Here is a 20,639-nt window from a genome sequence, read left to right on the forward strand (position 1 = left end):
AGGTTTTGTTAGCGGGTCTAAGAACCTGTTTGGACCGGCATACCATCGGCTTCATCCAAAGCCTGATCAAATTGGCGGGTCTGGATTGGGGCGTCCCAGATTACAGCACGCTATCCAGGCGGCAGCAGACGCTGCAGGTCAAAATTCCCTACCAGAAAAGTTCAGGCGCGCTGCATCTGCTGGTGGATAGCACAGGCATCAAGATGCTGGGCGAAGGCGAATGGAAAACCAAGAAACATGGTGCGGAATATCGCCGGCAATGGCGCAAAGTGCATCTGGGCATCGATGCGGAAACCCTACAAATCCGCGCCATTGAAGTCACGGACAATCGCCAGGGCGATGCGCAAATGCTGCCTTCCCTATTGGCGCAAACCCCGGCTGATGAGCCAATAGGCTGCGTGAGCGGCGACGGGGCTTTCGATACCAAAGCGTGCCATGAGGCGATTGCCACGCGGGGCACAAGCGGGTGCATTCCGACGCGCAAGAATGCTAGGCCATGGAAAGGAAGTTCGCTGGGTGCGCTCGTGAAACGAGATTCTGCGGGCGACCAAGCGACTAGGCAGGGCAATCTGGAAACGCTGGAGCGGCTATCATCGCCGTAGCCTGGTGGAAACCAAGATGTATTGCTTGAAACGGTTGGGGGAAAGGGTCTCAGCCCGTCGCTTCGATAGTCAAGTGGCAGAGCTGCAAGTGCGTGCAGCCATCTTGAACCGCTTCAGCATGCTTGCCCGTCCTTGTACCGTGGCTGTGGTGTAAATCCGTTCGGGGAAAGGGGGTGCTCACTCTTGAGCGAGCCAGCGACGGCGGAAATGAATCGGACAGTGTTTTGGCTGGGGCAAAAGCATTGGGCCGATTCGTTAGGTGATGGTACGAGGCGTGGCGAAGGCGGATCAGTTGCTGACGCTGACGATGATGGCTTACAACCTGACACTGCTGCGGACGTTGGCCGCATTGCGTCCGCAGCTGGGGTGAGGAGGGAAAAGGCCGTGGAAATTACCAGGTAAAACGCATTGGCATACCAGATTCCGCAGTGAACGGACAGGAATGGCGACGACAGGGTGCTCGCCTGATGGCGATCATGGAGCCGCAGGGGGCGTTCGCACTGTTGTTGGGTATTTCAACAACCTGCCAGGTGACCTGCCGTTTCCGGAGTCAGACGGGAGCTTGTGAAGAATCTTTGTATTCGGCCAGCTTATGGTTCCGGTCACAGCAAGCAAAGGCAAGACTGTGCTCGGCTGACGGGTATTTCAGGGTATTTCAACAGCCTGATAGCGATGTCGCCATTCAATTGTGCCTGACCATCAAAAACTATATGAACGTCACCCATGGAAACTTTCCAGATAGGCTTGAGCATGCCAGCTCTGGACAAATCGACATTGCGCAAATGCTGAGCTGAGACGTGCGCTTAGCTCAGCGCAGAAACTGCCCTCCCAGCGCAAGGTGTAGCACTACCCGGTTGTCCAAGTGGTTGCTCTGCAAGCGAAGCAGGCTGGCTTGGACCGCCGCAAGGCTCAGCTTCTGCTGCAACAACTGGTAATTGTCTATCCTGCCTACCTGTTTTTGCAGCGATGCGTACTGTACCGAGCGCGCCAGCGAGTCGGCTTGAGTTTGCAGCGCGCGCTCGCGTTCCTTCAGCATTCGTTCGCCAGTCAAGCTGTTTTCCACTTCCGCCAGCGCGTTCAGCGCGGCCCGGTTGTAGGCGGCCAGCGCCTCGCGTTGCTTTCCGTTCTGCGCCTCTACCTGGGCCGCCAGCTGTCCCCCGGTGAATATCGGAGCCAACAACTGGCCGGTAACCGCCCAAAGCGGGTTGTCTATGCCAGACTTGAGCAGAACTGCCGAGTCCTCTATGTAAGCCACCCCTCCCGTCAGCTTGAGCGAAGGCAGCCGCGCGCGCTTGGCTGCCTCCACGCCATAGAAAGCTGCGGCAAAACGCTGTTCGGAAGCCAAAACGTCCGGACGGCGGCTCAGCATTTCAGATGGGATGCCGGCCGGGAGGGCGTCCGACGCCGCAGGCAAGGGGCCGAGCGTGGCCAGCTCTCCTGACGGATACCGGCCCAGCAGCACCTCCAGTGCGCGGCGAGCCTGATATTGCGCTTGTTCGAGGGTCAGCAACTGCTGGCGTTGCGCCTCCATTGCGGCCTGATGCAAAGCCACATCCTGACGCGTGTTGCGCCCCACTTTCTGGCCTACCTCGATCAAAGCCAGCTGCTGCTGCGACATATCCAGCATCTGCCGGGCGATTTCCAGCTGCTGCGCATTTTCCTTGAGCGCGATCCAACCGCGGACCACATTGGCCGCGAGTGATTGCCGGGCATAAAGCAGATCCTGCGCCGATGCCTGGAAGCGGGAATGGGCCGCGTTTTGCTCTGCGGACAGCCGTCCCCAAAGATCCGCCTCCCATGTGGTGACCAACCCGATGCCGGAAGTGCTCATGCTGGAAGTCGGCAGCGTGGAGTTGCCGACTTGCCCGCCAAGCGCCACGGTCGGCAGCTTTGCCCCGGCAGCCGCTTTGAGCGCAGCCTGCGCCTGCTCGGTTCTGGCCGCAGCCTGCTTCAAGTCCGCGTTGTAGCGAACAGCTTCTTCTATCAGCGCACGCAGCTTGGCGTCGATGGCAAAACCGAGCACGGCGGCGTCGCCCCCCCCGGATGCCTGCGAGCTCCAGCGCGCGGGCAGCTGCGCGTGTTCTAGCGTCAATGATTGACGCTCCGGAGGAGAGACGGCGCACCCCATCAGCGCCAGGCCGACGAGGCCGGGTAGTAGCATTGTTGCCTTGGGCATCCCGATCTCCTCAGTGCAGCTTCAGCACAAGATAGTTGAACAGGGATTGCGCGCGGATCATCACCATGCGCAGCAGGTGCAGCGGCGCGAGTTTTTCGGTGTAGACGGCCGCTCCGCCCCTGGCGCCCATGGGGATGACCGCTTGTTCTTCCCCTTCTTGCTGAATGGGCGTCAGTTTGACTGCGTACTTCTGCGCCAGAGGTGCGGGCGCCATTTCTACCGGCGCATTGGGTACCTGGCCGGACTGCAGCAGCTGGCCCTGGCCATTGGCCCAGACGATGCTATCCACCTTGGCCTTCACCAGTTGGCCTGGCAGCGTCTGGAAGGCTATTTCGGCTTTGTCGCCGGGCTGGATGTAGCGCAGTTCGTTCTGTGCGAAAAACGCCAGAATGCGTTGCTCGCGTTCCACAAAGCTCAAGGCAGGCTTGAACGGCATGGGAACCAGATAGTTGCCGGGCCGCACGGAGACGTTGATCGGGTAGCCATCAGCGGGGGCACGGATCACGGTGGAGCGCAAGTCGTAGCGGGCCGAATCCAATTGGGCTTTGATCTGCGCCACGCTGGCCAAGTCGGGACCAACCGTGGCATCCAGCCGGATTTGCGCTTTTGCTTCGCCGCTTTTCGCCGAGGCCAGCGCGGACTCGGCTTTCTTCGTTTCGGTTTGAAAGTTCTCCACATCGTATTCATTGCCTGCGCCCGCCTTGGCCAGCGTTTTGGCCTCCTGCAGACGCTTGCTCATCAGGTCCAGATGCGCCTGAGCCGCCAAGGTGCTGCTTTTCGCGCTATCCAGATCCTGTTTCAGGGTTTTGGCGGAGGCGATGGTATCCGCCAGCTTCGCTTCCAGCTCCCTCACACGCAAGCGGTAGGGCGTATCGTCGATCTCCAGCAGCACGTCGCCCTTTTTAACCAGCGTATTGCCCTCCACCGCCACCCGCGTAACCGTGCCAGCGACGCGCGGGACGATTTCCGAAACGTAGTTGATGACGCGCACGTCGTTGGAGGAGGGGGTGACTACGTTGATCGTGAAAATAATGGTGGCAGCAAGCGCCAGCGCGCCGGTGGCGGCGCCGACCTGGGTTTTGATGTTCCATGGGAACCACTTGAGCTTGATGAATACCAGCCAAACCAGCGCGCAGTATCCGCCGATGATCATTTCAAGCATGATCGCCTCCTTCGGCGCGACTGGCCTCGCCTGCTATTTTCTCCTGCGAGGCCATAATCAGAGCGCGCTTTTTCGACAGCTGCTGCAGCTTTTCCTGCAGCAGCACGATTTCATCATCGACAATTGCCAAGTCCAACGGTTGTCCGCCCTTGGCTCCATCAGGCTTGAGGAAAAAGTCGTCATGCTTGTCCGTGCCGTAAGCCGCTTTGTAGGAGGTGGGTTTGGTGAACGCCCATAGCCAGGCGAGCGGCCACAGCAAGCCACCGAAAGCGAGCGACAACAGGCACAGCACCTGGATGGCGCGTTTTTGCGGGTGGTGGTGTTTTTCCGCGAAGACTTCAGGCAGTACGTGTACCTTCCAAAACAGATACAGGGCGGCAAGCGGTACGGCCACCACGACAACCCATACCATCACGTCGGCTATTTTTTCCTCCATCCCGGGAGGCATGGCCCAGACGGGCTGGGACATCAGCGCGCAGCTGCCAGCTGCGAGCAGGAACATATATCTGCCAGCGACTCTCATCGGTCTCTCCATAATCAAAAAGTGTTCGGATCCGTCTGTTTGCATTTCGGCCAAAACGCCAGGCGGTCAGCTCATCACCATCGCCGGAGGAATATCCAGGAAAATATTTCGCAACTGCACCATCAGCCACTGAATGCCCTGATCATTTCCCTGGATGCCGTGGATGCTGAGATAAATGGGCACGCGCCGCAGAGGGAATGGCAGCGGCAGAATGCGTAGCGCCAGGGGGTCTTCCCATAATCTGGCCAGGCGGGCGGTGGTGACGCATAACAGCTCGCTTCGCGCCGCCGCCAGCCATTACATGCAGCAGGGCGTCGCTGCGGTAGCGCACATTGCGAGTGGGCAGCGGCGCATCGCATAGTTGATACAGGTACAGACTACCGCAGCGCCCTTCGGTCAGCGTGGCGTGATTCTCGATGAAGAACTGATCCAGGCTCAGGCCACCGCCAATTCTCAGGTAGCTGCGCGAGCAGGCCACGACCAGTTCTTCCTCGCCCACGCATTGCTGCTGGATCGAAGGGTGGTTGATGGGCTGCGAGCCCAGATAAATGTCGGCCTGCCGTTCAGACAACATCTCGATCGGTTTGTGGAAATTATCTTCTTCCGCCCGGAAGGTGATGTGTAAGCCAGGCGCCTTCCGGCTCCACGCGGAACAATGGGTCAGAAAAATCTGATCGAAGTAACTTTGCCCGGCCAACATGCCCAAGGCGTTGGCGATGCGGTACAGCTCCTCGTATAAGGACGCGTGCAGCTGGTGCGCATAAAGCGTGGGCGCAATGCCCCGGCCCTTCCTGACAAACAACGGCTTGCCCAGCGAATCGCGCAGCCGCGACAGCGCGAGGCTAACGGAGGCTGGGGGCAGTTCCAGCTTTTCTGCCGCCTTGGCGACGCTGCCTTGCTGCATCACGGCGTCGAAAACAGTCAGCAGGTTCAGGTCATGGGCTTGCGTTGCCATCGATCTACCTTATAAGGCTTCAATGTCCTTCTGTTTCAGGTGGGCATTGATAGGGGAAAGCGGTTTGGCCACCGGCTTGACAAGGGCACGAGCGGACTAGGTCATAGCCTCTGCATGTACTGCAGGCTCATGAAATATAGCTGAGGGTGGCGATAGCTTCCATCGAGTTCTAATGCAAACACGCCGTAATTGACGCCAATCCGGGTCTGTCCGAATTTTTGTGTAAACGGGGCTTGGGTTACGCCTATGGAATGCGCTCCTCGAACTGAATGGGCTTTGTTGCATAACCCCGCACAAGAACGAGGGTACCCTTTCCCAAGATGGATTTAGCTGTAGAAGTTCAGACTTGATCTGACAGTCAGGCCTTGCCGAGAGGTGGGGTTACCGTAGTCGAGTTTCGCCACAAGGAAGTGGTCGTGCGCCAGCTAACGGGTGGGCAATACTGGGTGCCGCTATTTGCCTGCAAGTCTATTAACGACAGCTACGAATCCAGGAGATAGCACCATAACTCCGTCGCTATCCAAAACCCCTCCGTTACCCAAAATCGTCCAGCCATTTTCTTCAAATCGCGAGGGAGCTATATTTTTTCTGAGCAAGTCACGCTCACCCTGGGTGAGCACTGAGTTTTCAGTGACCTGGTTTTGCACAGCGCCTTCAACCGGCTGCTCTAGTTGAACATTCGCAGGCCTACGCACGGACAATTTCTTGAACGCCGACCGCAATTGGTCATTCTGGGATTTGTACAGCTTATTCTCGGCGACAACTTGGCGGAATATGGCACGCACCGCGGGGTCTGGAAGCGCCTCCACAGCAATATCAAGCTGTGACCTCCCCTGCACCATCTGGACACGACCACGGGCCCCGGCACAAACGGCAAAGGCCTCAATCACCCGACGGAAATCTTGACCACCCTCATTCCGCAAAGACTGTGTTTTTGGGCCGCCTGCTTCAGCGAGCCTGCGTCCGACTTCAGCCACGCCGTAATCTCGGGAGCCCTCGCACCACATTCCTTCCAGCACCCGCCAGAGCAGTTCGAGGTTTTTGCGTTTGTTCTCTCGTACTGCTTGAATTTTTAGGGTGTGTACTAGCCCCAGGGCATCGGCAAACTCGGCTTCTGGCAAACATTGCAACGTCGTCATGCGACACCTCCCTCGACAATTACAGGAGCACTGAGCGCTGCCCGAGGAGTATTTAGGCCTGGAGCGAGCCGCAACGGAATAATGGTTTCGAGTTGGCGGGCCACTTCTGCCTCGACGCCTAGGCGGCGCAGCGTTTCCGTGCCCGCCATCAGGGCATTCGTGGAATCTCGACCAAAACGGGTATACATGAAGGCTGCCATCTGGTTACCCGCCTCTAGAGCAGCCTGTTCATCTAAGTCAATGAAGACTGGGTTGAGCCCATTTCGCTTGAGCATGGTGTCGAAGGCTCGCATACGCTTCAGGTTGGGTGTCGTTGAGTCTATGCCTTCAAAGAAGACCGCTGACTGGCAGATGCGGTCTACCTGCTCAAACTCCGAAGAGTGCTCCAGGACCACCTCGACATTGGCTAACCCGCCGACAGCGACCAAGGCATACAGCTGGTTGCCTGTGACGGGTTGGTCCTTGGTAGCACGGATTATATGCAGGCACTGTTGAATCAAACGGTAGGTTGCATGCCAGGCGTGCGCCAAGTTATCAACTTCAGTGGACCGCTGGTCAAAATGACTGGACGCTACCGCAAGCTGCTGGGACTCTTGTTTGGTGATGGGCGCCCCGCTGCTTTTCTTGGCCACGTACGCGGCCTCCAGCGCTTCGAACTTGGCCTTGGTGGCCTGGTAACGCTCACTGCTTTCTTTCAGCTTGTAGCTGATATTGTCAAAGTATGCCTGCAAGCCAAGCAGAAAAGCCGGGCCCGTGATGAAAAAACGACAGCGAACGCAATTGGAGGCTCCGCCTGGTACCGGGGCCCATTTCTGGTAGGCCTTAGAGTCAACAATAGATTTACCACCCTCGTGACAACGAGTGCAGCCAACAGGACAAATTCCGTGGTCACGAATAACCCATGAGGTTGGCGAACCTGATGCCATGGCCTCTAAGGCGGAAGGGGAGGTATGCGCCACTGCACTCATCAGGATTTCCCTGCTCTGGTGAGCCAGCCAGGCCTGCCAGTTCATCTGTTCCTGATTATGCAGCTTGAGCTCGGCTTCATTGAGCTGCTTGCAGATATGGGTTGGCGAGAGCTTCATGTAGTAGAGAGTCATGATAACGCTCGCATGGCCGACGACCTTCATGAGCACCGATGGCGGAACACCGCCAGACTCGGCCAAGGCCGTAATCAACGTAACCCGAAGTGTATGCAGGTCATAGACCGGCCGCCCAGCCACTGCTCTCTCTACCAGGACAATGGACGATCCATCGGGCATCGTTTCGCCCACTTCGGCGAGACGGCGCTCCAACTCAAGGTTCAGGTTACGCCACATGGTGGTGAGGCGGGCGTCAGTTACCGGCTGGTCCCTGTGGGGCAGACAGGGGTCTCGAAACAAGAAACAGTTGCTTCCTTTCGCTTCCAGGACCTCCTCGGAGTAGCGCGTTGAGATACTACCATCTTTAATGTCCAGCCACCGCGTGGGGACGTTGATGGGGTTGTACTTCTTCTGCCAGTCCCGCAGGAACGATAGCAGGCGGATAACTTCGACATGTTGCCACGGCATGATATAGCCGGCTTCGGTCCCCTCTTTATTCTGGTCTGCCGTTTTATTGGTATTGAACCGAATGAAGACATACTCCTGCCCATCTTGGTCTCGGTGACGAACAAAGACCCCTTTGGCAACAGGCTTCCCCTTGGGAGGCGCAAGATGCCCCACATTCTTAACCCAGGTATTGGTGCCCAGGTCGTATTCGGCGGTGTCGGCCTCGCCGCTGTCAAGCATGCGCACCTGGAAAGTGCGGGCGGGTAATAAGAGTTTAATTAGCAGAGCAATCGTCCGGACTGGAGACCAGACGTTTTCAAGAGTGCCCGTTTCGGGATTCAACCACAGGAACGAGTCTCCGCCTTTGCCGTTCCAGCGAGCTTCGCCAAATTTCTTAGGCCAAGAAAAATCATCGGCAACCAAGATATCGTGAAGCATGCGCACAAAGCGCGTCGGCATCGCCTCCCGATGAGTTTCCGCCGCCCGCTTGGGCCGTGACCGAACTTCAACGGGGTTGTAATACCCGGGCACCCTAACCTTATAGCCATGGTCATCCTCGCCGGTACACCGGGTTTCCAGGATGAACTCGAACAGGGAGTACAGTGCCGATTCGTGGGCTTCCATGGGCGCTTGAAACAGCGTGGGAGATACATAGTCCCGGCGCAAATACTCCTCGGGGATGCGAGTTACATCAGGATGCTCAATCAGAAAATCGAACAGGTAGTTATAGGTTGTTCTGTATTTCGTTCGGTTTGTCGGGATGCTCTCCATAAACTGGGCAGCTCGGTCCACCCAGTCGGCCAAGCCAGAGTCTTTGGCGAGCACCCACTGGAATTTGTCGTCTGCCCGAACTGGAACCCGTCCAAATGAGCCATAGTCCTTCAGTACATGCACAACCTTCGAGCCGTACTTCAGGTATTGCAGGGAGATCACGTCCAACACGGTCTTTTGCCGAATAGTTATAGGCTTCAATACCGAAAAGAAATAGTCGCCAGCCACCTCTGGTGTAAAGTCCCCGATGTCCCGGGAGCCCGCCGACGCCATTGCCAACGTCATCACACCACGAATTCGCAGATAGGTAGCCTCCTCGTTGGTATCCAGGCTTGCCAAGCTATCTAATAGCTCTTGCCGCTCCGGCTCCCAAAGCCATTTCCTGGTCAGCTTAAACGCAGCGGTCTCCTCATTCCGCAACAATGGCCATGAGAGCAAATCGAAATGCCATAGCCTGCGCAGCACTTCACGGACATGCACCACATCATGGGGGTCCGGTTGTTCACCCACGTAGGCCAACAGCCGTTGGACCAGGGCCAGCAATTGGTCGGGAGTAGTAATCTCTGCCAGCCCCCTCAGATGCTCGCGCAAGGCAATCGAATGCCGGGTTTTTGTCGGCGTATCTCGAATATGTTGGGCTACGACTTCAGCGAAACGCCCCATAGCACCCTTGGAAAATGTCGGAGGCACGGCAAACTCGGCGGAAGAGTTCACATAGATGGTCCGGCCGGTCAAATAGGACTGGGCTGTGCGGAATAGGAGGTGGCTGGGCAGGTTCATTGGATTGAAGGCATCAGCAAGGCGGAGCCGTTAAACGGTAAGCCGGAAGTTGCCAGCTTGGTCATGGCGGCCTCGATAGCTTCTCGAACATCCGCCGCGCTGGATTGGGTATAAACGTCCTGAGATAAGGGCGAAACATGATGCATGGCCACCTGGATTTCCTTTGTAGAGAGGCCGCCCTTCTTGAGCCGCTGGCCATAGGCATGCCGATGGCCGTGGGGGGACGTGCCCAACCCCTTTACGGACTCCAAGCCAATACGCCGCACGGCACTAAAATGGTTCTTGCTAAAGCTGCCAACCCCCAAAGGCTCTCCATCTTGGGTAACAAATAGATAGGGGTGATTCAGCGACACGGGCCGGACATACTGGATGTACATCCGGTACAACGACAAAAACAGCTCACCAATGGATTGCGGGAACCAGAACACTTCGAATGCGTGACGTGCGCGGTGGGTTAGTAGCGAGTTCTTCCAGCCAGCATGGCCTTTCCCAGTCACTTCTGTAAGCGGCCGGCGATTGTAGCGAACCTGCAAATAGTCCGCCCGTGTACTGCGGGTAGGGGCACCCGTCAGCGGGTCGGGATGGTCGTAGGCGCCATCAGACGGGTGGTGCACCAAGACGCGGGCTGACTTTGGATTAGGGGAGGAAATGAACACATCATCCACCCAGAGATGCATCGGCTCACTGGCCCGCAGCCCACCATAGTGCATCAGCAGCGTAATCAGAATATCGCGCAGGTTCCAACGAAGCCAAGGTAAAGCCTGCCTATACCCACCATTCAGCACAAAGCCTTCAAACAACAAGCGCTCGATATGCTCCTCAGGAAAGGCCGGGACTACATCAGCCACGATGGACACATCTCCTGGTAATACTACCGCCCGAGCCGTCATGGCAGTTGCCGCGACCCTGTCGCTGCTCTTAGTATGACTCAAAAGAGATGTCGCTTTGACCATGTTCCAGCGCCGCCAGAACGCGATTTGCTCTGCAACTGAAGCGGGCCGGTCGAATGGGTTGAGCGAGGAGGTCTCGTAGCGTTGATGCAGCCAGTCACTGATTTCACACACCAGGCCCACCAGCCTATTAACGCGCTGTTGCTTGCGAGCATGCCACCACAGCCCAGTCGAGTCATCGCCGTCCCGGATGGTCCCGTAAAGGAGAGCATGGGCAAACGAGTTCAGCAGCCGGCTGCGGTCGCCCACCTCGGCAAATTCGGGTGCCTTGACGGCCATGAAGTCGATTAGCAGCCCGATGGCGTGCGCGTAGGTTGCCTCAGTAGCGAGGCCGAGATTCCGGCTCTGGAAGTAATGAAAAAGTGGCCAAACGGGAGTCCCGTTGGCCACGATAAGATGAATAGGTCTCCCGCTACGCTCTTCATCAGCAACTACCAAGCAAAGATGGGAATGACCATGGAGAGAACGCATGTGCTAGCAACCAGCCTTTCAACTGAGCGTCCGGTAGGAATTCAATGCCGATAGGATTGACCAACTCTCGATAGGAGGTGGGTTTAGTCACTTTCGCATCATCGGTGTTTTCTACCCAATAGGCCCAAGCCCGCTGGGTGTTCCAGTCATAGACCAGATACGTCGGTACCCAAACACGTCCCTTACCTATTGGCCTTCAAATGCAAGGCTGGTAAAAACATACACATCCCCGTGGGCACACTCCACGTATGCCGGATAAGTGCTTCTACGCGACGGGCCCACACGCCTCAGTTAATTTCTGAGAACTTCGGAACTATGTTGGCTAAGCTAAAGCTTTGCGCCTTATCGGCTGGCATTGGCATATCCCCGCAGGAGTTGATGCCCACGGTCGTAGCCTGAACCACGGCAATCATCCAAGGTGGACCGCTCGGTCGACGATCTGAGTCTTCGTTTCGCCGGAGTGTAGTACCGCAGACGAGTCGAAGCAGAGGTCATGCAGCTTCACCTTGATGGTGACCTGCGGGACCACCTTGCCCGGAAAATAGTCCCAGTATACGTCAAACACATGCATACGCCCCACAAGGAGCAAGGGTTAGGCCAACCAAGAGAAGGTAGAAAAGTATTTTCTTTACACTCTTTATAAGTATATAGTTTTCGGGGTGTTTTATGCAATTTAATTATGCAAAACTCCGAACCAAGCAGTTGAAAAGAGTGAATACAGGTCTATCAGGGAGAAATATACCTAACAACTACGGCTTTGTTAGAAGTACATCAAAGGGGTAACGTTCCAAATTTTCTTGTTGTGGTAAGGGACTTGGGGCGCCGCTGGCGCCCTTTTTTTTGCAAAAGCGTAGTTTAAACTCCCGGGAGCCGGACGAGACAAAACGAAAACGGCTAAGAGCCTGTTCACGATCTCGCGAGCAAGAGCGATACAAGGCGAAAACGAGCGAAAAAGCAGAATGTACAAGGGTACATGAGCATTTTGAGCTTGTTTTTAACGCCGTATCGCCGCAGCGGAGCTGATCGTGAACAGGTTCTAAGAAAGCGAGATGGTCATACGATACATGAGCATTTCAAAGCGGTTTTCAATGCCATATCGCCAACGCGCAGCAAATCGTGAACGCATTCCAAGCCGCCAATGAAAAAGCCGGCCCTTAGGGACCGGCTTTCGCTTACGGAATGGAAACCGCTATTTGACGATTCGCAGGCTGGGACGCCCCGTCGGCTTGACTGGAGCCTCCGGCTCGGAAGCTTCCACCGGCTTGGCTTCGTCGTCGGCCGTTACCGGTTTCAGTGCCGGCGCGGCGGCTTCAGCCTCTCCCAGCTCAACTTCGAAACCCATGCCTTCGCCGGTTTCCCGCGCAAAAATCGACATCACATTGCCAATCGGCACCCAGATGTCGCGGGAAACGCCGCCAAAACGAGCGGAAAACGACAACCAATCATTGTCGATACGCAGGTTCTTGGTGGCCGAAAGACCGATATTCAGCACGATTTCGTTGTTTTTCACGTACTCGTGCGGCACATCGGCGCGCTCGTTGACCCATACCACCACATAGGGCGTGAAACCGTTGTCGCCACACCACTCGTGCAGCGCTCGGATCATGTAGGGCTTGGTGCTGGAGCTCATTGGCAATCCTTATTTGCGCATGGCCTTTTCGGACGGCGTCAGCGAATCGATAAAGGACTGACGCTGGAAAATACGCTCGGCGTACTTCAGGATGGGCGCGGAGTTTTTGCCCAGATCAATGTTGTAATGCTCCAAACGCCACATCAGCGGCGCAATCGCCACGTCGATCATGGAGAAATCGTCGCCCAGCATGAACTTCTGCTTGGCGAAAATCGGCGCGATCGTAGTCAAACCGTCACGGATGGCCTCGCGGGCCTTGTTCGCTTCCTTGCCGGTGGCACCAGCCTCCAGCGCCTTGACGTGGATGAACAGCTCGTTTTCAAAACGGTAGAGGAACAAGCGGGCGCGCGCGCGCATCACCGGGTCCGCCGGCATCAGCTGCGGGTGCGGGAAACGCTCGTCAATGTACTCGTTGATGATATTGGATTCGTGCAGGATCAAATCGCGCTCGACCAATACCGGCACCTCATTGTAGGGGTTCATCACCGCCAGATCTTCCGGCTTGTTATGGATGTCCACATCAATGATTTCGAAATCCATTCCCTTTTCAAAAAGCACGATACGGCAACGCTGGCTGAACGGGCAGGTAATTCCGGAGTAAAGAGTCATCATGGCAGGAGGAAATCCTTAACTAACAATGGGTTGATTCAGCTGGGCATTCTAGCACTTTCCCCCACCCCATTTCCAGCACTGCATCATAAGACCATGATTTAAAATAAAAAAGGCGGATTTCTCCGCCTTGATCAAAGCCTACAAGTTAGCTTAATGCACGTCGCGCCAGTACTCTTTCTTCAAGAAATACGCCAGCGGCAACAGCAACAGCGAGAGGAACATCAATACGACATAGCCAATCTGCTGACGCTTCACTTGTGCCGGTTCGCCGATGTAGACCAGGAAGTTGGTCAAGTCCGCCATCCGCTTGTCGAATTCCACGGTGTTGGCCTTGCCGTTCTCAAGCTTGGTCAAAGTACCTGCCTTGATCAGCTCCAGCTTGTGCTCCTCATGGCCTTCCGCATTCTTCTCGGTTTTCAGCACCTGCTCGCCTTGCCATTCCCAGAAGATGTGAGGCATGCCCACCTTGTCGAACACCGCGTTATTCCAGCCGGTAGGCCGGCTCGGATCACGGTAGAAGCCGCGCAGATAGCCGTACAGATAGTCGGCGCCGCGAGAACGCGCGATCAGCGACAAGTCCGGTGGCGTGGCGCCAAACCAGGCTTGAGCATCCTTCTTGTTCATCGCGATGTTCATCTGATCCCCGATCTTGGCGCCCTCCGGCAGCAAGTTCGCCTTGATCTGCTCTTCAGTCAGGCCGATATCGGTCAGGCGGTTGTAACGCATCGCGCTGGCCGAATGGCAAGACAAGCAGTAGTTGGTGAAGATCTGCGCCCCGCGTTGCAGGCTTTCCGTATCTTGGATATTGATAGGCGCCTTGGGCAGCTTGGCCCCTTCGCTTGCAGCCAGCGCCGTAGCGCTGAACGGCAACGCCAGCGCCATGGCCGCGATCAGGTGGCGGATTTTGCTTTTCATGAGTCCTCTCCCCTTTTTACACGTTCATGGCGAATACGGCGGCGGCCACGATGGTCACCACCACCAGCACCGCAAACCGGATTTGGCGCTGGGCGTTGGTATCAGTCACCCGCGTCGGCACCGGAATGCTGCCCACATCGTTCTTGGTGTAGAACGGCATGCCCAGGAAGAAGGCGAAGTAGACGAACGAGAGCACCTGCGCAATCACGGTACGGGCATTGGTGGACGGCAAAGCGCCCAGAATGCCAAGACCAATGAAGGACACGATGAACAGGACCAGCATGAACTTGAACTTGGGACCGCGGTAACGAATGGACTTAACCGGCGAGCGATCCAGCCACGGCAGGAAGGCGATCAGCACCACCGCCGCGCCCATCGCCAATACGCCCCATACCTGAGTACCCAGGAAGGACGGGATGGCGCGCAAGATGGCGTAGAACGGGGTGAAGTACCATACCGGCGCGATATGCGGCGGAGTCTTCAGCGGGTCGGCCTGGTCAAAGTTGGGGTGCTCCAGGAAGTAACCGCCCATTTCCGGCATGAAGAACACAATGGCCGAGAACACGATCAGGAACACCACCACGCCCAGCACATCCTTAACGGTGTAGTACGGGTGGAAGGGGATGCCGTCCAGCGGAATACCCTTGTCATCCTTCAGTTTCTTGATCTCAACGCCGTCCGGATTATTGGAGCCCACTTCATGCAAAGCGATCAGGTGAGCGACCACCAGGGCCAGTAGCACCAGCGGCACCGCGATCACGTGCAGCGCGAAGAAGCGGTTCAGTGTAGCGTCAGACACCACGTAATCGCCGCGGATCCACACCGACAAGTCAGGGCCGATCACCGGAATGGAGCCGAAGAGGTTGACGATCACCTGCGCGCCCCAGAACGACATCTGGCCCCAAGGCAGCAGATAGCCCATGAAGGCCTCGGCCATCAGGCACAGGAAGATCAAGGTGCCAAACACCCACACCAGTTCGCGCGGCTGCTTGTAGGAACCGTAGATCAGGCCGCGGAACATGTGCAGATACACCACCACGAAGAACATCGAAGCGCCGGTGGAGTGCATGTAACGGATGATCCAGCCTCCGGCCACATCGCGCATGATGTATTCGACCGAAGCAAAGGCAACCGGGATGCCGGCCCCATTCAAGGTGCCGTCCGGCTTGTAATTCATGGTCAGGAAGATGCCGGTGACAATTTGAATCACCAGTACCAGCATGGCCAGCGAACCGAAGAAGTACCAGAAGTTGAAGTTCTTCGGCGCGTAATACTCGGTAACGTGCTCCTTGAGCATCGACGATAGCGGAAAACGCTCGTCCACCCAGTTGAGCAACTTTTGTCCTTTAGTCATGTAGCCCCCTCAGCTTATTTGTCTTCGCCAATCAGCAGGCGGGTGTCGGACAGATATTTGTGCGGCGGAATTTCCAGGTTCTTCGGTGCCGGCACGCCTTTGTAAACGCGCGCGGCCAAGTCGAACTTGGAACCATGACAGGGGCAGTAGAAGCCGCCCAACCAGTCCGGGCCCAGATCGGCGGGCGCGATATCCGGACGGTGAGTCGGCGAACAGCCCAGATGCGTGCAGATGCCGACGGCAATCAGCAACTCGGGTTTGATCGAGCGGTGCTCGTTCTGGCAATAAGTAGGCTGCTGATCCATCTCGGATTTGGGATCAACCAGCTTCTCGTCCAGCTTCGGCAGGTTTTTCAATTGCTCCGGCGTGCGGTTCAGCACCCATACCGGCTTGCCGCGCCACTCGACGTTGATCTTCTGGCCCGGCTCGATCTTGCCGATATCCACCTCGACGGGAGCGCCGGCGGCCTTTGCCCTCTCGGACGGGAAGAAACTCATCAGAAACGGCGTAGCCACTCCGGCCGCCGCCACACCACCAACAGCGCTGGTTGCAACCGTCAGAAAGCGACGGCGCCCCGCATCGACTTGTTGTTCACTCATTACAGTCATCCTCAAACGTGGAAACCGAGCCCAAAACTGCCTGATTTTACCCGATTCCGAGTAGGGACTTGAAGCTTCTATGCAAATAAATTGGCCGAAGCCCCGCTTAGCCTCTTAAACCGGGTTGGAAATGTCTACAAATTCAACACTTATGCCATGAAGCTGAGCCATGCGTTCGCCCAAAGCCTTGATGCCAAAACGCTCCGTGGCGTGATGCCCCGCCGCGATGAAAGCCACATCACACTCCATTGCCATATGATGATTTTGCTCGGATGCTTCGCCGGTGATGAAAGCATCCACCCCCAGATCGATGGCTTCGGCGAAGAAGCTCTGCGCACCGCCAGTACACCAGGCCACGCGCGAAATCGGCTTGTCCGCCCTGCCCAACAACAAGGCCTCGCGCCCTAGGCAAGCGGAAACGTGCCCGCGAAAATCCACCGCGCTGCCTCCATGCCGCCATGACCCATGCCACAGCAAACCCTGCTCGCCCCCCTGCCCCAGAGCGTCCAAATCCAGCACTTTGCCCAGCGTCGCGTTATTGCCCAACTCCAGATGAGCATCCAAAGGCAGGTGATAAGCCAGCAAGCTCAAATCATGCTCCAGCAATGACTTGACCCGTTGGCGCTTCATACCGCAAATCCGGGCGTCCTCTCCCTTCCAGAAATAACCGTGGTGCACCAGCACGGCGTCCGCTCCACGCAACGCCGCCTCGTCAATCAAGGCCTGGGAGGCTGTCACCCCAGTTACCAACTTGCGCACAGTGGGCCGGCCTTCCACCTGCAGCCCGTTGGGCGCGTAGTCTTTGAACCGCCACGGCTCCAAAATCGTGTCCAGGCTGCTCAGCAACGCCTTCAATTCCATCACGCACTCCTTAACTTAATATATGCCCCGGCCTTATTTTGCCAGAAGCCAACTCAATTTAAGGCCACAAAAGAAAAACCCCGCCGTAGCGGGGTTTTTCAAAGCCGAGGAGGCGTCAGCTTACATCATGCCGCCCATGCCGCCCATGCCGCCCATATCCGGCATGCCAGCCGCCGGCTTGTCTTCCGGCAGTTCAGCGATCATGCAGTCGGTGGTCAGCATCAGGCCAGCAACCGAAGCAGCGTGCTGCAGAGCGGAGCGGGTCACTTTGGCCGGATCCAGCACGCCCATTTCCAGCATATCGCCGTACTCGCCGCTAGCCGCGTTGTAACCGAAGTTGCCCTTGCCTTCCAGCACCTTGTTCACCACAACCGACGGCTCTTCGCCAGCGTTCTTGACGATCTGGCGCAGCGGCGCTTCGATGGCCTTCAGCACGATCTTGATACCGGCGTCCTGATCGGTGTTATCGGTTTTCAGGCTATCCAAAGTGGAGCGGGCGCGCAGCAGAGCAACGCCGCCGCCGGCCACAACGCCTTCTTCCACAGCGGCGCGGGTAGCGTGCAGCGCGTCTTCAACACGAGCCTTCTTCTCTTTCATTTCCACTTCGGTCGCGGCGCCAACCTTGATCACCGCAACGCCGCCGGCCAGCTTGGCCACGCGCTCTTGCAGTTTCTCGCGGTCATAGTCGGAAGTGGCTTCTTCCATCTGCTTGCGGATCTCGCCCACACGGGACTGGATCTCGGCAGCTTGGCCAGCGCCGTCGATGATAGTGGTGTTTTCCTTACCCACTTCAACGCGCTTGGCTTGGCCCAGCATTTCCAGCGAAGCTTTTTCCAGAGTCAGGCCAACTTCTTCGGCAATCACGGTGCCGCCGGTCAAGATGGCGATATCCTGCAGCATGGCTTTGCGACGATCGCCAAAGCCCGGGGCTTTAACGGCAACTACTTTCAGAATGCCGCGGATGGTGTTGACCACCAGAGTCGCCAGCGCTTCGCCTTCAACGTCTTCGGCGATGATCAGCAGCGGACGGCCGGACTTGGCCACTTGCTCCAGAACCGGCAGCAGGTCGCGGATATTGGAGATTTTCTTGTCGAACAACAGGATGAAGGGATTGTCCAGAGCGGCAATCTGCTTGTCCTGATTGTTGATGAAGTACGGGGACAGGTAGCCGCGATCGAACTGCATGCCTTCAACCACGTCCAGCTCGTTGTTCAGGCTCTTGCCGTCTTCAACGGTGATCACGCCTTCCTTGCCTACTTTTTCCATGGCATTGGCGATGATGTCGCCGATGTCGGAATCGGAGTTGGCGGAGATGGAGCCTACCTGAGCGATTTCCTTAGTGGTAGCGCACGGCTTGGCGATCTTGGCGATTTCGCCCACCAGCGAGGCAACGGCTTTGTCGATGCCGCGCTTCAGATCCATCGGGTTCATGCCGGCGGCAACGTATTTCATGCCTTCCAGCACGATGGCTTGAGCCAGCACGGTGGCGGTGGTGGTGCCGTCGCCGGCAACGTCGGAAGTCTTGGAAGCGACTTCTTTCACCATCTGCGCGCCCATGTTCTCGAACTTGTCTTTCAGCTCGATTTCCTTGGCGACGGATACACCGTCCTTGGTGATGGTCGGCGCGCCGAAGGAGCGGTCCAACACCACGTTGCGGCCTTTCGGGCCCAGTGTCACTTTAACGGCATCAGCCAGGATGTTGACGCCGGTTACCATCTTGGCGCGAGCGGAATCACCAAACTTTACGTCTTTAGCAGCCATTCTTAAATCTCCAGAATTCTGAGTAAGGGAAGTTCAGATGCGGGTCGGATTACTCAACGATGCCCATTACATCTTCCTCGCGCATCACGAGGACTTCATCACCGTCAACCTTGACGGTCTGACCGGAGTACTTGCCGAAGATGACCTTGTCGCCTTTCTTCAATTCCAGAGCGCGGCGTTCGCCGTTTTCCAGAATCTTGCCGTTGCCGACGGCCAAAACCTCGCCCATGTCCGGCTTCTCAGCGGCTGCGCCCGGCAGAACGATGCCGGAAGCGGTTTTTTCTTCAGCCTCGAGGCGCTTGATAACAACACGGTCGTGCAAAGGACGAATTGCCATGGATCTCTCCTGTTACAGTGGCTGTTGAGAGTTGAAACCTGTTTGAGTTGAGGCGGGCGTTAGCACTCGCCTGCTACGAGTGCTAATGATAGGGACGAGAGGGAGGGTTTTCAAGAGCCTGCAGTAGCAATTTTGCATCAAACAAGGCACAACAGTTACGTGGCACGAAAATTCTAAAGGTGTTACCGAAGCCTCCCACCAACAGGCCGTTGGATGGAGGACGAAACTTGAACTGCTTTGGTAGAGATATCTTAACCTGCCCCCCCCTAAACAGGGCCATCCGAAACTTAGTAAGGTTCGTCTTGTGACCTCCTCCCGACTAACCGAGCGGTCTAGTCTAGAGGTTTCCGGCTTCAAGGTGAGCAAGTCGGAGCTCGCTTGGGATATGGTCGCCCAGCGAACTGTGAGGCCTGAATTCGTTGTAATCCTGTCGCCAACGCTCGATTTTGTCACGTGCGTCATCCAGCGACAGAAACCAATGCACATTCAGGCACTCATCCCGCAGACTGCCGTTAAACGACTCGATAAAAGCATTATCCGTCGGTTTTCCTGGCCGCGAGAAGTCCAGCGTGACACCTTGTTGGTATGCCCATTGATCCAGCGCCATCGATATAAACTCGCTGCCATTGTCGACCTGAATCCGTTGTGGTGTCCCGCGCAAGACTTGAACATGCCGCATCGTAGCAACCACGTCCGCGGCTTTCAGCGCGAAATCCACCGTGATCGCCAGGCTCTCCCGGCTAAAATTATCCACTACAGTTAAGGCCCAGATTTTCTGGCCGTTGAACAGCTGATCGGCGACGAAATCCATGCTCCAGCAGGCATTCAAACTGGAGACCGCCGGCCGGGCTTGCCGGTGCGCGGCCGCCACTCGCCGCTTGGGCCGTTTGCGCCGCAGGTTCAGACCTTCCTCGCAGTAGATCCGGTAGGTCTTCTTGTGATTGATCTGCCAGCTCTCACGTCGTAGCAGGACGTGGATGCGGCGCGCGCCATAACGAATACGCGTGGCGGCGATCTCGCGGATCCGCTGCCGCTCCGCGCGATCGTCTCGAGGGTGAGGGCGATAAAAATAGCTAGCTTGCCGCAGTTGAATGACTGCGGTGGCGCGACGGATGCTGACGCGGTACGCGTCAATCAGGAAGTTGGCCAACTCGCGTTTGCGGGCCGGCCTCACAGCTTTTTTTGGATGACTTCCTGCAGCATCTGCTTGTCCAGGCTCAGGTCAGCGACCATGCGCTTGGGGCGTTCTCTTCTTCCAGTTGTTTCAGGCGGCGCAGCTCGCTGACACCCAGGCCGCCGTATTTCTTCTTCAGATGTAGAAGGTGGCTTCAGAGACACCCATCTTGCGGCAGACCTCGGCGACGGTGGTGCCGGATTCCGCCTGGCGCAATGCGAAGGCGATCTGTTCTTCGGTGAACTTCGATTTTTTCATGACAAACCTCCTGCCCGGATGGGCTTAAATTTGTCAGAAATCTCTACTTTTCGCCGCTACGTTTTTCCGGGAGGAGGTCA

General features: G+C 56.8%; 16 protein-coding genes and 3 pseudogenes. 3 read left to right on the forward strand and 16 right to left on the reverse strand.

What is annotated here, in order from left to right:
• The 3 genes and pseudogenes from BR71_RS19090 to BR71_RS19095 form a co-directional block, all read left to right on the forward strand.
• Window positions 1–756: pseudogene (locus tag BR71_RS19090) on the forward strand (IS5 family transposase); the annotation flags it as partial.
• Between the two features lie 36 nt (window positions 757–792).
• Window positions 793–972: pseudogene (locus BR71_RS23810) on the forward strand (IS5/IS1182 family transposase); the annotation flags it as partial.
• Window positions 973–1,030: 58 nt separating this feature from the next.
• Window positions 1,031–1,396, forward strand: a complete 366-nt coding sequence (locus BR71_RS19095; RefSeq protein WP_156039053.1) for a hypothetical protein — start codon at window positions 1,031–1,033, stop codon at window positions 1,394–1,396.
• Window positions 1,397–1,410: 14 nt separating this feature from the next.
• On the opposite strand, the gene BR71_RS19100 is transcribed toward BR71_RS19095, so the two are convergent.
• The 16 genes and pseudogenes from BR71_RS19100 to BR71_RS19180 all read right to left on the reverse strand — a co-directional run bounded on the left by BR71_RS19100 (window position 1,411) and on the right by BR71_RS19180 (window position 20,559).
• The gene (locus tag BR71_RS19100; RefSeq protein ID WP_081862745.1) at window positions 1,411–2,778 is read right to left on the reverse strand and encodes an efflux transporter outer membrane subunit; all 1,368 of its coding nucleotides are present in this window, start codon (window positions 2,776–2,778) and stop codon (window positions 1,411–1,413) included.
• A gap of 10 nt (window positions 2,779–2,788) precedes the next feature.
• A complete protein-coding gene (locus tag BR71_RS19105) occupies window positions 2,789–3,940 on the reverse strand; it encodes an HlyD family secretion protein (protein ID WP_043641298.1) in 1,152 nt (383 codons plus the stop codon).
• The gene (locus BR71_RS23815) at window positions 3,933–4,442 is read right to left on the reverse strand and encodes a DUF3302 domain-containing protein (RefSeq protein ID WP_208854908.1); all 510 of its coding nucleotides are present in this window, start codon (window positions 4,440–4,442) and stop codon (window positions 3,933–3,935) included. Before BR71_RS23815 ends, BR71_RS19105 begins: the two co-directional genes overlap by 8 nt.
• A 163-nt stretch (window positions 4,443–4,605) precedes the next feature.
• Window positions 4,606–5,418 (reverse strand): LysR family transcriptional regulator, encoded by an 813-nt coding sequence (locus BR71_RS19115; protein ID WP_052370857.1) that lies wholly within the window; start codon window positions 5,416–5,418, stop codon window positions 4,606–4,608.
• Window positions 5,419–5,870: 452 nt separating this feature from the next.
• Window positions 5,871–6,557, reverse strand: coding sequence for a gamma-mobile-trio protein GmtX (gene gmtX / locus BR71_RS23120; RefSeq protein WP_052370858.1), 687 nt, complete (start codon window positions 6,555–6,557; stop codon window positions 5,871–5,873).
• A complete protein-coding gene (gmtZ, locus tag BR71_RS19125; protein WP_043641301.1) occupies window positions 6,554–9,637 on the reverse strand; it encodes a gamma-mobile-trio integrase GmtZ in 3,084 nt (1,027 codons plus the stop codon). Before gmtZ ends, gmtX begins: the two co-directional genes overlap by 4 nt.
• Complete coding sequence (gene gmtY, locus BR71_RS19130; RefSeq protein ID WP_052370860.1) at window positions 9,634–11,058, reverse strand: gamma-mobile-trio recombinase GmtY; 1,425 nt, start codon at window positions 11,056–11,058, stop codon at window positions 9,634–9,636. Before gmtY ends, gmtZ begins: the two co-directional genes overlap by 4 nt.
• 1,189 nt (window positions 11,059–12,247) lie before the next feature.
• On the reverse strand, window positions 12,248–12,688 hold the full coding sequence (locus tag BR71_RS19140) for a ClpXP protease specificity-enhancing factor (protein ID WP_043641305.1): 441 nt from the start codon (window positions 12,686–12,688) through the stop codon (window positions 12,248–12,250).
• 9 nt (window positions 12,689–12,697) lie between these two features.
• Entirely contained in the window at window positions 12,698–13,300 is a 603-nt protein-coding gene (locus BR71_RS19145; RefSeq protein WP_039756141.1) for a glutathione S-transferase N-terminal domain-containing protein, read from the reverse strand.
• A 150-nt stretch (window positions 13,301–13,450) separates the two neighbouring features.
• The gene (locus tag BR71_RS19150) at window positions 13,451–14,215 is read right to left on the reverse strand and encodes a cytochrome c1 (protein ID WP_019103448.1); all 765 of its coding nucleotides are present in this window, start codon (window positions 14,213–14,215) and stop codon (window positions 13,451–13,453) included.
• Window positions 14,216–14,231: 16 nt separating this feature from the next.
• Window positions 14,232–15,569: a cytochrome b gene (locus BR71_RS19155; protein WP_043641308.1), complete on the reverse strand. Its 1,338-nt coding sequence runs from the start codon at window positions 15,567–15,569 to the stop codon at window positions 14,232–14,234.
• Window positions 15,570–15,583: 14 nt separating this feature from the next.
• Window positions 15,584–16,168: a ubiquinol-cytochrome c reductase iron-sulfur subunit gene (petA, locus tag BR71_RS19160; protein WP_043641311.1), complete on the reverse strand. Its 585-nt coding sequence runs from the start codon at window positions 16,166–16,168 to the stop codon at window positions 15,584–15,586.
• Window positions 16,169–16,282: 114 nt separating this feature from the next.
• A complete protein-coding gene (locus tag BR71_RS19165) occupies window positions 16,283–17,029 on the reverse strand; it encodes a Nif3-like dinuclear metal center hexameric protein (RefSeq protein WP_043641313.1) in 747 nt (248 codons plus the stop codon).
• Between the two features lie 120 nt (window positions 17,030–17,149).
• Entirely contained in the window at window positions 17,150–18,790 is a 1,641-nt protein-coding gene (gene groL / locus BR71_RS19170; protein WP_043591381.1) for a chaperonin GroEL, read from the reverse strand.
• A gap of 49 nt (window positions 18,791–18,839) precedes the next feature.
• Window positions 18,840–19,127, reverse strand: coding sequence for a co-chaperone GroES (gene groES, locus BR71_RS19175; RefSeq protein ID WP_019103401.1), 288 nt, complete (start codon window positions 19,125–19,127; stop codon window positions 18,840–18,842).
• A gap of 337 nt (window positions 19,128–19,464) precedes the next feature.
• Window positions 19,465–20,559: pseudogene (locus tag BR71_RS19180) on the reverse strand (IS3 family transposase).
• Between the last annotated feature and the right edge of the window lie 80 nt (window positions 20,560–20,639).

Source organism: Chromobacterium haemolyticum DSM 19808 (genome assembly GCF_000711885.1).
Taxonomy (GTDB): Bacteria; Pseudomonadota; Gammaproteobacteria; order Burkholderiales; family Chromobacteriaceae; genus Chromobacterium; species Chromobacterium haemolyticum.

Bases quoted from the DNA above. Each gene is read 5' to 3' on its own strand.
- BR71_RS19100 (WP_081862745.1), bottom strand. From the start codon at position 2,778: ATGCCCAAGGCAACAATGCTACTACCCGGCCTCGTCGGCCTGGCGCTG.
- BR71_RS19105 (WP_043641298.1), bottom strand. From the start codon at position 3,940: ATGCTTGAAATGATCATCGGCGGATACTGCGCGCTGGTTTGGCTGGTA.
- BR71_RS23815 (WP_208854908.1), bottom strand. From the start codon at position 4,442: ATGTTCCTGCTCGCAGCTGGCAGCTGCGCGCTGATGTCCCAGCCCGTC.
- BR71_RS19115 (WP_052370857.1), bottom strand. From the start codon at position 5,418: ATGGCAACGCAAGCCCATGACCTGAACCTGCTGACTGTTTTCGACGCC.
- gmtX (WP_052370858.1), bottom strand. From the start codon at position 6,557: ATGACGACGTTGCAATGTTTGCCAGAAGCCGAGTTTGCCGATGCCCTG.
- gmtZ (WP_043641301.1), bottom strand. From the start codon at position 9,637: ATGAACCTGCCCAGCCACCTCCTATTCCGCACAGCCCAGTCCTATTTG.
- gmtY (WP_052370860.1), bottom strand. From the start codon at position 11,058: ATGCGTTCTCTCCATGGTCATTCCCATCTTTGCTTGGTAGTTGCTGAT.
- BR71_RS19140 (WP_043641305.1), bottom strand. From the start codon at position 12,688: ATGAGCTCCAGCACCAAGCCCTACATGATCCGAGCGCTGCACGAGTGG.
- BR71_RS19145 (WP_039756141.1), bottom strand. From the start codon at position 13,300: ATGATGACTCTTTACTCCGGAATTACCTGCCCGTTCAGCCAGCGTTGC.
- BR71_RS19150 (WP_019103448.1), bottom strand. From the start codon at position 14,215: ATGAAAAGCAAAATCCGCCACCTGATCGCGGCCATGGCGCTGGCGTTG.
- BR71_RS19155 (WP_043641308.1), bottom strand. From the start codon at position 15,569: ATGACTAAAGGACAAAAGTTGCTCAACTGGGTGGACGAGCGTTTTCCG.
- petA (WP_043641311.1), bottom strand. From the start codon at position 16,168: ATGAGTGAACAACAAGTCGATGCGGGGCGCCGTCGCTTTCTGACGGTT.
- BR71_RS19165 (WP_043641313.1), bottom strand. From the start codon at position 17,029: ATGGAATTGAAGGCGTTGCTGAGCAGCCTGGACACGATTTTGGAGCCG.
- groL (WP_043591381.1), bottom strand. From the start codon at position 18,790: ATGGCTGCTAAAGACGTAAAGTTTGGTGATTCCGCTCGCGCCAAGATG.
- groES (WP_019103401.1), bottom strand. From the start codon at position 19,127: ATGGCAATTCGTCCTTTGCACGACCGTGTTGTTATCAAGCGCCTCGAG.